Below are 12,316 nucleotides of genomic sequence, written 5' to 3'. Positions count from 1 at the left end.
TCATTCGCTCTGTTTGCTTCTTGGACGTTTCCTCCCTAAACTTGGCGGCACGAAAGTGCCGCCATTTTTTTGATCCATCAAGAAATTGCGGCGGCGATGGGGGGGGCGTTCACTTCAGTGCGGCCATTCACTACACTCGTGCGTGAAGGAGTTCCCGATGCTGAATACCAGCCCCGATTTCAAGGAAAATTCTCGCCGCGCGATGCAGGACGCCGGGTTGCAGAAGGCGCTCGATCGCGCCCGCAAGCCCTTCGCGCAGACCCGCGCCGCCGCGGTTGCCCGGCTGCCCGAGTTCGAGACCCTGCGCGAAACCGCGAAAGGCATCAAGAATCACACGCTGGCGAATCTCGACGTCTATCTGGAGCGCTATGCCGAGCAGGTCGAGGCCCATGGCGGGCAGGTTCACTGGTGCCGCACCGCCGAGGATGCGCGGGCCGCCGTGCTCGACATCTGCCGCCGGGTGGGCGCGAAAACCGTGACCAAGGGCAAGTCGATGATCTCCGAAGAGATCGGGCTGAACGAGCACCTCGCGGAGAACGGCGTCCGCCCGGTCGAGACCGATCTCGGCGAATACATTCTGCAGATCAGGGGCGAGGCGCCGAGCCACATCATCGGCCCGGCCTTCCATCTCAACCGCGAGGATTGGGAAGCCAGTTTCCGCGCCGCCCACACCCATCTGCCGGCCGACCGCGTGTTTCACGAGAAACGCGACATCCAGGCCGAAGCCCGCGCGGTGCTGCGCGAGCAGTTCATCGCCGCGGATGTCGGCATCACCGGCGCCAATTTCCTGATCGCTGAAACCGGCAGTTCGGTGATCGTCACCAACGAGGGCAATGGCGACCTCACGCAGACCCTGCCGCGCGTGCATATCGTGCTCGCCAGCCTCGAGAAAATCGTCCCGACCCTGGAGGACACCGTCTCGCTGCTGCGGGTTCTGGCGCGCTCGGCCACCGGGCAGGAATTCTCGGTCTACACGACGTTCTCCACCGGCGCGAAACGCCCTGGCGACCCCGACGGGCCGGAGGAATATCACGTCATCCTGCTCGACAATGGCCGCTCGAACATGGTCGGCACCGAGTTCCAGGACATGCTGCGCTGCATCCGCTGCTCGGCCTGCATGAACCATTGCCCGGTCTATCTCACCGTGGGCGGCCACGCCTATGGCTCGATGTATTCCGGCCCGATGGGCAGCGTGCTGACCCCGGCCATCTTCGGCGCCGAGCAGGCGCATCTGCTGCCCACGGCCTCGACCTTCTGCGGCAAATGCGAAAGCGTCTGCCCGATGAAGATTCCGCTCACCGGCATGATGCGTCACTGGCGCGAGCGGGCCTTCGAGCGGCATCTCGCCCCGGCGACCACGCGCTACGGCATTCGCGGCTGGGGATTCGTCGCCCGCCGCCCCGGGCTCTATCGCGGCGTTGCCCGCATCGCCGCCTGGGGGCTCGGCATGATGGGCCGCAAGCGCGGCCGCTTCGGCTGGCTACCGCTGGCCGGCGCCTGGACCGCCGCGCGCGACATGCCCGCCCCCGAGGGCGAGACCTTCTTCGCACGCTATGCACGGGAGCAGCGCAGCCGATGAAACAGGACAACCAGGCCCAGCGCGCGGCGATTCTCGGCACGATCCGGCGCGGCCTCGGGCGCGGCGCGCTGCCCGCCGATCAGGCGGCGATGCTCCGCACCCGGCTCGATGCCCATCCGCGCCACACCATCCCCGCCCGCGTCGCACTCGACCATGACGCGCTGATCGAGCTGTTCATCGCCAATGCGACGCGGGAATACGCGACCGTCCAGCGCCTGGCCGACCCGGCGGATCTGCCCGCCCATGTCGCGGGCTACCTGCGCGAGCAGAACCTGCCGGCGGAACTGGTGATCGCCCCGCATCCCGATCTGGAGGACGCGAACTGGAACGATGCCCCGCTGCTCGCCCATCGCTTCGGCCGCGCCCAGCCGAGCGACATGGTCTCGGTGCAGCGCGGCTTCGCGGCGATCGCGGAAACCGGCACGCTGATGCTGCCCTCGGGCCAGCGCTCGCCGACCACGCTCAACCTGCTGCCGGATACCGAAATCGTCGTGCTCCGCGACTCTGACGTGGTCGGTCCCTATGAGGACGCGTTCGACCGGCTGCGCCAGGCGGGCGGCATGCCGCGCAACGTGATGCTGGTCACCGGGCCGTCGCGCTCGGCCGATATCGAGCGCACGCTCGAACTCGGCGCGCATGGCCCGCGGCGGCTGCATATCGTGCTGCTCGGCGACGCAGGCGGAGATGGCGCGCAGGGCTAAACCCCTTCCGGCCGCCGATCTGGAGGTCTGGACGCGCTATCTGCGCCACGTCCGCCCGTTGCGCGGCGTGCGCGTGCCCGAGGCGCCGCCTGCCAACAAGCCCGCCAGCGCGAGGCCCGAGCCCACAATCGCGGCGCCAACGCCGGCTCCGGCTCTGGCGCCGGTTTTGCCGCCACGCCGCCCGGCAGTGGCGATCGGCGTGGCGCCGCCGGGGCTCGACCGCGCGACCTGGACAAAATTCCGCGCCGGGCAGATCGCGCCGGAACGCACGCTCGACCTGCACGGCATGACCACGGCGGCCGCGCATGTCGCGGTCAGCGCGCTCATCGCCGGCGCGGTTTCGCGTGGGATGCGCTGTGTGGAGATCGTCACCGGCCATGGAAGGCGGGCCGGCGGCGAGGGGGTGCTGCGGCGCGAGGTTCCGTTCTGGCTTAACGATGGCGCGCTGCGCTCGCACATCCTCGCGGTCTGCCATCCGCACGCCGCCAACCAGGGGGCGCTGCGCGTGCTGCTGCGCAGGGTCCGCCCGTGAGGCCCGGCGGATGACCCCGTTCGGCGCGCGGCTGCGCGCCCTGCGGGCCCAGCGCGGAATGACCCTGCGCGAGATGGCTGAGGGCATCGGCGTCTCGGCGGCCTATCTGTCCGCGCTCGAACACGGCAGGCGCGGCGCGCCCTCGCCGGGGCTGATCCATCAGATCTGCGAGCTGTTCAGCCTGATCTGGGACGAGGCGCACGAGCTGGCCGATCTCGCCCGCGATTCCCGCCCGCGGATCAGCCTGCACACCGGTGGGCTTTCCCCGGCGCAGACCGCGCTGGCCAACCGCTTCGCCCGCCAGCTGCGGCACCTGCCGGACCACACGGTTGCCGCGATCGATGCGTTGCTGCGTGAAACGCCCGTTCCACCGTCCGCCGGGGGTGAGGCGGCGGAAAAGTGAACCGCCGGGGCAATGTCTCACGGACTGTGACACTTGCCCAACGACTCCGCCTGCGGCACCATGGAGGCATAAGCAGAGGAGACTTCCAGATATGACGACCCATAAGGGCGCCTGTTTCTGCGGCGCTGTCGAAATCGAAGCGAGCGGCGAGCCGGAAGGCATGGGCATCTGCCATTGCCGTTCCTGCCGTTCGTGGTCCGGCGGCCCGGTGAACGCCTTCAGCCTGTGGAAACCCGAGGCCGTCACGGTCACCAAAGGCGAGGAACACATCGCCACCTACGCCAAGACGCCGATGAGCGAGCGCAAGTTCTGCCGGCTTTGCGGCGGCCACATCATGGCCAATCACCCGCCTCTCGGACTGGTCGACGTGTTCTCGGCGACGATCCCGACACTCGATCACAAGCCCGGCCTGCATGTGAATTACAGCGAAACTGTTCTACCCATTCACGACGGATTGCCGAAATTCGCCGACTTTCCGGCGGAATTCGGCGGGTCCGGAAAGCTGATCGCCGAATAGGCGACGCGTGCGGGCGAGCGGATCGCTTGCCCGCCTTCAGCGCTGACCATCCCTCCGTCCAGCCGCCATCGCCGTTGCCGGTCCATCCGGATTGGACGACGCGCAGGGTTCAGAACCGGAACATCCGGATCGTCGGCCCTGCCGGTCCTGGGTTTCGGCTCGGTACGAACCGCGCGTAGAAATAGAGGCCGACACCCGCCAGCAGCAGCACCGGCAGGGTGAACACCGCAAGCCAGAACAGCATTGCGACGAAGCCGAGCGCGATCCCGAACATCAGGAGCCGCGCCGCGATGGCCACCAGTGACGGTTTGCGGGTCGGAAGATCGCGGAAATCCCCCGAAACGGTCATGTCTATGGTCGGGCCGTGATAATGTCCCATGAAACGGATGTTGGCGCTTGAATCGCCCGCCGGCAAGAAGCGGGGGCTCAAAACGTGATGAACATTTTGCAATCGGATGACAGCGCCGCCCCGGATCGGCGCCGCCGACAGGCCGGATGCGCCTCAGAACAGGGCGATGAAGGACGCGCGCGATCCCTCGGTGTCGAGATGAAATTCCGCGAGCCATGCCGGAACCCGGTCGGCCGGCATCGGCCGGGCGATTCCGTATCCCTGTCCAAATCCGGCGCCGCAGCGCAGCGCCATGTCGATCAGCTCCGGGGTTTCGAGCCCCTCCACCGTCACCGCGATCTCGAGCCGCAGCGCGAGCTGCACGAGCGCTTCGACCAGCTTGATCGACCGTTCGTCCTGTGCCGAAATCCCCCGCACCAGCCCCTGGTCGATCTTGACCATGTCGAACGGAAGGTTCCGCAGCCGCATCAGGCTGCCATAACCGGCGCCGAGATCGTCCAGCGCCAGTTGCACGCCCATGTGATGAAGGGTTTCGATCGTGCTCAGCCCCAGATCGCCGGCAACGAAATCCTGATCTTCGAGCAGTTCGAGGGTCAGCCGCCGCGGATCGAGATCGAACGTATCGAGGGCGGCGCGGATCCAGCGGACACAGTCCGGGTGGCGCAGCGTCGTCGGTGGCAGGTTGAGCGACAGATCGACATCGAATCCGAGCCGGCGATAGCCGCAAACCGCATGCATGGCCTGGTGCATGCCTTCGATGAACAGGCGGTCGAGATCCTGCTGGCTGAGAACCGGCAGAAACTGCCCCGGACCGACCAGCCGGCCATCGCCGAGATCGAGCCTGGCGAGGGCTTCGAGTTTCGCGACCTTGCCGGTCCGCAGATTGACGATCGGCTGCATGAACATCTGCAAGCCGCCATCGAACAGCCGGCTGCGCCACGCCTGCCGCTCGGCGGCGGGCATCAGCGCCAGGGACTCGTCCCTGGTCTGCTCAAGGCCACGGGCGGCGATCAGGCTGAGCGCCTCGAGCGAGTCGCTCGTCACCGGGGCGGCGAACTGGTTCGGCAGCCTGCCATACATCACAAGCACCGCCCGCAGCCGGCCGGTGAGTTCGGTGATCGGCAACGCCACCGCGCTCAGCACGCCCTCGGCAGCGAGAACGCGCTGGCACGCATCGGCATCGTCAGGGCCGACGAAAGCGTGCGCCGGGCCGCGTTCGGGTTCGGCGGTGAACCACGCCCGTGCGATCGGATGATCGCCCAGATCCTTCAGCTTCAGCCCGCCCAGCCGCAGCGTCGGATGCCGCTCCATCATCCCCGCATGCCCCGAACTCTCGGACTCGATGACGAGCCGTCCGTCCACCGCCTCGGTATAGATCGCGCAGCAGGCGATGAACGGCCAGCCGGCCAGCGCCGCGGTGATGGCGTCGCAGACATCGACGCTGCGGGTCATCCGGCGGGTTTCCAGCGCCAGCGTGCCGAGCGTGCGATGGATCTCGTGGCGCAATCCCGCCGCCGCGTCCTGCTGGATCTCCATGTCCAGTTCGCAGCGTTGCAGGATGATGTCGAGATAGAGCTGGCGCTGGCTGATCCGGCCCGGAATTCGCTGGCTCGCTACCGAGATGCGCTGATACAGCCCGCTCATCGCGTTGGTGCGGGCGCTGATATCGACCCCGAGGGCGACGTGCAGCCGGCCGATGCGGGATGCTTCCGCGCGATGTCGTTCGGGGTTCAGCGCGGGATCGAGCAGCATGAGGATATGGCGGGCGACCGCCAGCTTCAGACGCTCGTGCCGCCCCTCGTCCAGCGGCTCCATCACGGCGCGGTTTCGCGGGTCGGACATGATGTCGTCCAGCATCGCCTGCGCGATGTCGGGAATACAGGGCCGCAGGAAGCGCAGGGCCCAGGCGATGGGAAGGATATGTTCGGACGAATACGGGTCGAGCTGCCGCCGCCTCGATCCGTATCGGCGTTGCACCTGCCCGAACAGCGAGATCTCGGCCCGGCCCAGCAGCGAGGCGGCGGAATCCGTATCCGCAGGGTATAGCGCGCTGCCGAGGGAAATGCCGATCGTCTCGGCGGTTGCTCCGGCAATCTGGAACGGCTCGGCGGCAACCGCGAGAACCGCATCGATCCGCGCATGCATCTCGCCCTCGGCAATGTCGGCATGCGCGAAAGCGAACGAATCCGCCCCGACCCGGGCGTGGAGAACCGCGTCCGGCAGCGCCGCGAGCCGCTGCGCGAGGGTGCGCAGCAGGTTGTCGCCGGCGGCGCGCCCGATGCGGGCGTTGATATCCGAGAAATCCTCAATGTCGACGACGATGACGGCAAGTTGCCGGCCGGGCGCGAGGCCGCTGCAAAGCGCTGGAATCTCCTCCTCGAACCTGGTCCGGGTCGCGAGGCCGGTCAGGTCGTCGACCCGCCGCGCCCTTTCCAGCGCCTCCGCCGCGATCTGCTCGCGCCGGCGGCTGCGCGCGACGAGCATGACCAGTTGCGAAAGGATGACGACGAAGAGGATTTCAAGGCTCCACCTGATCCAGCCGCTGCTGACCCAGCGATTGGTGACATAGGCGGCGGGCCAGCTCGCCGTCACCTCCAGCGGCAGGCCCGGAACGGCCGCGGGCTCAGCCGTGCTGGCAGCCGGCGTGGCGCCGGCCCCGGCGGCGGCGGGCTGGTGCGGGCCGCGATGGGCGAGGCTGCTGAAATCGAGCCTGCCGTTATGCCAGACCACGAGATTGGAGCGGTTTCGCATGTCGGTGACGGCAAGGGTGAGCGGCAGGCGGGCATGGCCGGCATAAGCCAGCAGCCGGTCGAGCCGGTAGGGCGTGCCGACGAAATAGCGCGTCTGGCCGTTGGCGCCGATGTCGCGGAACCGCATCGTGATGGCGTAGCTGTGAACCCGGGCCGCGTAGCGGGGCCGACCGAGCAGATATTGGGGGTGGCTGGCGAGCGGCGTAAATCCGTTGGCCAGGGTGATCGGGCGCTTGGGCTGTTTCTTCGTCGACCAGATGATGCGGTTGCCGTCGGGTGACTGCACGTTGAAGGCATAGAGGCTCGGGTGCAGCGCCATGAAGCGATAGAGCGCCCGGACGGTCCGCGGCGATGGTGCGATCGTGCCATCCGGCGCGGGGGCCAGCAGGCTCACGCCGATGAATTCCAACTCGGTGAACTGGTTGAACAGCCGCCGCGCGATCGTGCCGGCATACTCGGTGGCGACCGTTTTCGCCTCCGCCCGGACACGGCTGGAAAGCTCTCCATACTTGAACCACTCGAAGCCGCCGCAAATCAGGACAACGAGAGCAACCGTGCCCCAGAGAAAGCCGATCACGTCTCTCATCCAGGGAGATTTCTGGTTGCGCATGCCGAAAGTGACTCGAGTTGTCTGCCTGTATTTCGTCAGTTTGACTGATAAATGCTTTCCATGTTCACTTCAAATCATAGTCGAATGATCATGATATTTAAATCTTAAATATAGTTTAAAATATTATTGAAAATAGTGCTTCATGAGTTGATTCTAAACCCTAAAGGTAAACAGCCGGCTAACGACGGGCGGGCGGCGCCCGTCGCGTCGTCCCGGTGCCGGGTCAGCGGGGCGAGACGCGGATCAGGCCAGCAGGGCGGCGGCGCAGGCTTCGAGAATCGCGTCGGTATCGATGCCGTAGACACGATAGAGATCGGGGATATCCCCCGACTGGCCGAACCGGTCGACGCCGAGCGTGTTGATCCGCTGGCCGCGCACGCCGCCGATCCATGCATGGGTGCTGGGATGGCCGTCCAGCACCGTCACCAGCCTCGCTTCGGCGCAGAGCGGTGCGAGCAGCCGCTCGATATGGGAAAGGGCGGCGGGCTCGCCGCTCCGGCGGGCCTGCTGCGCGCTGCGCCACTCGGCGAAAAGCCGGTCGGGGCTGGTCAGGGCCAGCAGCCCGGCGCCGGGAATGTCCTCCAGCAGCATCGCATGCGCCGCTTCCGCTTCCGGCGCCACGGCGCCCTGGTAGATGATCGCGATGCGCGCGCCCGGCGCCGGCGGCCGCACCCAGTGACCGCCGGCGATCACGTCCGCCGCCTCGATCCGCCGTTCGGGCTGGGACATGGCGCGGGTCGACAGGCGGAACCAGATCGACGAGCCCTCGGGGCGCTGCATCCAGTCGAACCCGTAGCGCATCAGCAGCAGCAATTCGTCGCAATAGGCGGGCTCGAAGGCGGCGATGCCGTCCTGCACCATGCCCAGCAGCGGCGTGTTGTTGGACTGGTGCTGGCCGCCCTCCGGCGAAATGCTGATGCCCGAGGGGGTCGCCACCAGCATGAACCGCGCATCCTGGTAGCAGCCATAGACCAGCGCATCGTGGCCGCGATTGACGAACGGATCATAGACGGTGCCAACCGGCAGCAGCCGCGCGCCGTAGAGCGGCGCCGCAAGCCCGGCGGCCGCGAGCAGCAGGAACAGGTTCTGTTCGGCGATGCCAAGCTCGATATGCTGGCCTTCCGGGCTCATGCCCCAGCGCTGCGCCGAGGCGAGCTTCTGGTCGCGAAACATGTCGTTTCGCGTATGCCGGTCGAAAATGCCGCGGCGGTTGACCCAGGGGCCAAGGCTGGTGGTGACGGTCACATCCGGGCTGGAGGTGACGATATGCCGCGCAAGCTCCGCCGCATCACCGCCGCCGCGTCCGATTTCCGAGAGGATTTCGCCAAACCCCGCCTGGGTCGAGAGGCGCCGCCCGGCGAACGGCGTATGCGGCAGCACCTGCGGCACAGCGACCGGCGGCGCCGCATAGGCGCGCCCGGTCGCGGTCAGCGTGCGGGCATAGGGCGCCGTGGCGAGGAACCGGGCAAGCCCGTCCGGATCGTCGAGCCCCTCGAACCGGTCCCATTCGCGGCCGGGGCGAATCCGCATCTGCTGGCGGAAGGCCTCCATCTGCTCGGCGTTCATCAGGCCGGAATGATTGTCCTTGTGCCCGGCGAAGGGCAGGCCGGCGCCCTTTGTGGTGTAGGTCAGGAAGCAGGTCGGCTGGTCCGAGCGGGCGGCGGCGGCGAAGGCCTCGACCAGCGTCGGCAGGTCGTGCCCGGCGAGATTCGTCATCAGCCCGGCCAGCGCCTCGTCGTTCATCGGGTCGATGATCGCCCGCACCCCGCGCGAGCGGCCGAGATCGGTCGTCAGCGCCTCGCGCCAGGCGGCGCCACCCTGGAAGGTCAGGGCGGAGTAGAGGCTGTTCGGGCAGTCGTCGATCCAGGCACGCAGCGCCTGGCCGCCGGGGCGGGCGAACGCGGCTTCGAGCTTCCGGCCGTATTTGAGGCTGACGACACTCCAGCCCATGTCCCGGAACAGCCCCTCGATCCGGCCGAACAGGCGGTCGGGCATGACCGAGTCGAGGCTCTGCCGATTATAATCCACAACCCACCAAACGTCGCGGATGTCGTGTTTCCACCCTTCCAGCAGGGCTTCGTAGATATTGCCCTCGTCCAGTTCGGCATCACCGGCGATCGCGATGTGCCGCGCGGCGGGGCGGTCGGCGGCGACCATCCCGTGGGCGCGCACATAATCCTGGACCAGCGCCGCGAACGAGGTGATCGCAACGCCGAGCCCGACCGAGCCGGTCGAAAAATCGATCTCCGCCCCATCCTTGCGGCGCGAGGGATAGGCCTGCGCGCCGCCGAGGCTGCGCAGGGCGGCCAGTTTTTCGAGGGTCTGCCGCCCGAGGAGGTAATTGATCGCGTGCAGGACGGGGCCGGCATGCGGCTTCACCGCCACCCGGTCCTGCGGCCGGAGGATGTGGAAATAGAGCGCGGTCATGATCGTGACGGCCGACGCGCATGAGGCCTGATGCCCGCCGACCTTGAGCCCGTCGCGGTTCGGGCGGATGTTGTTGGCGTGGTGGATCATCCATGCGGAAAGCCACAGCAGCTTGCGTTCGAGTTGTCGCAGCCGCCCATAATCCGCACTGGCTGGTGCGTGGTCATCCGGCCGATCGCCGGGAACGAGCAACTTGTTCATGCCTTGATCCCGGCCTGTCCGCTTCCTGCATTCCCTATAGACCAGATTATCTGGAATTCATGCGTCCGTTTGAAACGGCAGTGCTGCGGCATGGGAGCGTTGCCCGGCATGACGGGCTCAATCGCCGAACCCGCCGCCATGCCCGCGAGAGGGCGGAAGCCGCTGGGCTGGCCACATGACATGTTCGGGGTGAATGGCTGGGGGACCTGGATTCGAACCAAGGCTGCCCGGGTCAGAGCCGGGAGTTCTACCGCTAAACTATCCCCCAGTCGCGGGTCGTCTGAAGCTGCAGCACGCCATAGCACCAGCGATTGCCGGAGGCAATCGCCCCGCCGCTTGCGTCGTCCATCTGGAGTTGCGCGCAAATCTGACTTGCTCTCGGCCCATGGGTCGGCCCATTATATTGGAATCATGGGAACCAACCTCGTTGTTCCGCATCCGTCCGGGTCTGCCGCCGCCGTTGCCGAGGGGAACGGAGAACGTCGGCGCCTGCCGGATCGCCGGGCCCGTCCGCCGGCCTTCGCGGCGATCGATCTCGGCACCAACAACTGCCGCATGCTGGTCGGGGTGCCGAGCGGCAACGGGTTTCATGTGCTCGACAGTTTCAGCCGGGTCGTCCGGCTTGGCGAAGGTCTCTACCGGACCGGCGAGCTGTCGGACGCGGCGATGGACCGTGCGATCGATGCTCTGGCCATCTGTGCCGAGCGTTCGCGCCGCTGGCAGGTCGCCGCGACCAAGGCGATCGCGACGGAGGCGTGCCGCCAGGCCGAGAACGGCGCGGCCTTCATCGCGCGGGCGCGGGCGGAAACCGGGCTGCCGCTCGAGACGATCTCGCCGCGGGAGGAAATCTGCCTTGCGATGGAAAGCTGCGCTTCGCTGATCAGCCAGGCTGAACGGCGGGCCATCCTGTTCGATATCGGCGGCGGCTCCACCGAGATCGCCTGGGTTCGCGTCCCCGCCCCGCATGGCCCGTCGGACCGGGTGACCCCCCAGCTCATCGGCTACCACACGATCCCCGTCGGCGTCGTGACGCTTTCCGAGCGTTGCGCCGGCTGGTGCGAAACCGAGGCCGGGTTCGCCGGCGTGGTCGAGGAGGTAAAGGCCCTGCTGCGTCCCTTCGAGGAGACCCACCGCATCAGCCAGGAAATCCGCATGGGCGGCGTGCGGCTCGTCGGCACCAGTGGAACGGTGACGACCATCGCCGGCATCGCGCTCAATCTCGATCGCTATCGCCGCGGCGCGATCGACGGTGCCGTGCTGCCGCACGAGGTGGTGACGTCCGGTCTCGAATCGATCCGCGCGATGGGGCGGAGCCGGCTCGCCGAGCATCCCTGCATCGGTGCCGACCGGGTGGATTTCGTGCTGCCGGGCTGCGCGATCTTCGCCGCCATCGCCGAGATGTGGCCCGCCACCGATCTCGCCGTCGCCGACCGGGGGCTGCGCGAGGGCATGCTCACCCGCCTGATCCGCACCGCGCGCGCGCGCTCACGCCGCCTCCAGGCATGACCGGCGAGACCATCGGCTCGCGCCGCCGCTCCGCCGTGCGGCTCAAGGCGGCGCGCAAGCACAAGCCCTCGTCGCAGAAATGGCTGATCCGCCAGCTGAACGATCCTTACGTGATCGCGGCGAAGGAAAAGGGGTACCGCTCCCGTGCCGCCTTCAAGCTGATCGAGCTCGACGGCAAGTTCGGGCTGATCCGCAAGGGGGCGCGGGTGGTCGATCTCGGCGCCGCGCCGGGCGGGTGGACGCAGGTGGCGCTGGAGCGTGGGCCGACCGCGTCGTCGGCATCGACCTGCTCGATATCGAGCCGATCGCCGGCGCGGCGCTGATCAAGGGCGATTTCCAGGACGATTCGATGGAGGCCGCCCTTGCCGAGGCGCTGGGCGGGCCGGTCGATCTCGTGATGTCGGACATGGCGCCGAACACCACCGGCCACACCGCGACCGACCATCTGCGAATCATGGGGCTGGCCGAACTCGCGCTCGACTTCGCCTTTCGCCATCTCGCTCCCGGCGGCGCCTTCGTCACCAAGCTGTTTCAGGGCGGCGCGCAGGGCGAGATGCTGGAGACGCTGAAGCGGCGCTTCGCCGTCGTCCGCCACGCCAAGCCCGAGGCGAGCCGCAAGGACAGCGCGAGCTGTATCTCGTCGCGACCGGCTACCGGCCCGAGGAGGGCTGAAGCGCCAGAGCACCACCCGATCGGATGAAGATGCTCGAATTATCAACATCGAGGAGCACTACATCCGCT

The 12,316-nt window shown here is 67.5% G+C and carries 9 protein-coding genes, 1 tRNA gene and 1 pseudogene; 7 read left to right on the top strand and 4 right to left on the bottom strand.

The features are described 5' to 3' along the window. The first annotated feature begins 157 nt into the window (after window positions 1-157). The 5 genes from ACIDOCELLA78_RS96200 to ACIDOCELLA78_RS96180 all read left to right on the top strand — a co-directional run bounded on the left by ACIDOCELLA78_RS96200 (window position 158) and on the right by ACIDOCELLA78_RS96180 (window position 3,732). Window positions 158-1,579: a lactate utilization protein B gene (locus tag ACIDOCELLA78_RS96200; RefSeq protein ID WP_201729831.1), complete on the top strand. Its 1,422-nt coding sequence runs from the start codon at window positions 158-160 to the stop codon at window positions 1,577-1,579. Further along, complete coding sequence (locus tag ACIDOCELLA78_RS96195) at window positions 1,576-2,280, top strand: lactate utilization protein (protein ID WP_201729830.1); 705 nt, start codon at window positions 1,576-1,578, stop codon at window positions 2,278-2,280. The genes ACIDOCELLA78_RS96200 and ACIDOCELLA78_RS96195 overlap by 4 nt, the downstream gene beginning before the upstream one ends. Then, entirely contained in the window at window positions 2,264-2,812 is a 549-nt protein-coding gene (locus ACIDOCELLA78_RS96190) for a Smr/MutS family protein (RefSeq protein WP_201729829.1), read from the top strand. The genes ACIDOCELLA78_RS96195 and ACIDOCELLA78_RS96190 overlap by 17 nt, the downstream gene beginning before the upstream one ends. Window positions 2,813-2,822: 10 nt before the next feature. Next, the gene (locus ACIDOCELLA78_RS96185) at window positions 2,823-3,215 is read left to right on the top strand and encodes a helix-turn-helix domain-containing protein (protein WP_201729828.1); all 393 of its coding nucleotides are present in this window, start codon (window positions 2,823-2,825) and stop codon (window positions 3,213-3,215) included. A 91-nt stretch (window positions 3,216-3,306) separates the two neighbouring features. Then, a complete protein-coding gene (locus ACIDOCELLA78_RS96180) occupies window positions 3,307-3,732 on the top strand; it encodes a GFA family protein (RefSeq protein WP_201729827.1) in 426 nt (141 codons plus the stop codon). A 109-nt stretch (window positions 3,733-3,841) separates the two neighbouring features. On the opposite strand, the gene ACIDOCELLA78_RS96175 is transcribed toward ACIDOCELLA78_RS96180, so the two are convergent. From ACIDOCELLA78_RS96175 to ACIDOCELLA78_RS96160, 4 genes are all read right to left on the bottom strand, one after another. Next, complete coding sequence (locus ACIDOCELLA78_RS96175; RefSeq protein WP_249676833.1) at window positions 3,842-4,081, bottom strand: hypothetical protein; 240 nt, start codon at window positions 4,079-4,081, stop codon at window positions 3,842-3,844. Window positions 4,082-4,234: 153 nt separating this feature from the next. Continuing rightward, the gene (locus tag ACIDOCELLA78_RS96170) at window positions 4,235-7,417 is read right to left on the bottom strand and encodes an EAL domain-containing protein (RefSeq protein WP_249676831.1); all 3,183 of its coding nucleotides are present in this window, start codon (window positions 7,415-7,417) and stop codon (window positions 4,235-4,237) included. Between the two features lie 267 nt (window positions 7,418-7,684). Continuing rightward, entirely contained in the window at window positions 7,685-10,069 is a 2,385-nt protein-coding gene (locus ACIDOCELLA78_RS96165; RefSeq protein WP_201729824.1) for a transketolase, read from the bottom strand. Between the two features lie 194 nt (window positions 10,070-10,263). Next, a tRNA-Gln gene (locus ACIDOCELLA78_RS96160) sits at window positions 10,264-10,337 on the bottom strand. A 143-nt stretch (window positions 10,338-10,480) separates the two neighbouring features. On the opposite strand from ACIDOCELLA78_RS96160, the gene ACIDOCELLA78_RS96155 reads away from it, so the two are divergent. After that, entirely contained in the window at window positions 10,481-11,575 is a 1,095-nt protein-coding gene (locus ACIDOCELLA78_RS96155; RefSeq protein ID WP_201729823.1) for a Ppx/GppA phosphatase family protein, read from the top strand. Further along, a pseudogene (locus tag ACIDOCELLA78_RS96150) lies at window positions 11,572-12,247 on the top strand (RlmE family RNA methyltransferase). Before ACIDOCELLA78_RS96155 ends, ACIDOCELLA78_RS96150 begins: the two are co-directional and overlap by 4 nt. Window positions 12,248-12,316 lie beyond the last annotated feature (69 nt).

The organism is Acidocella sp. C78 (assembly GCF_907164655.1).
This window is presented reverse-complemented; position numbering and strand designations above follow the sequence as displayed.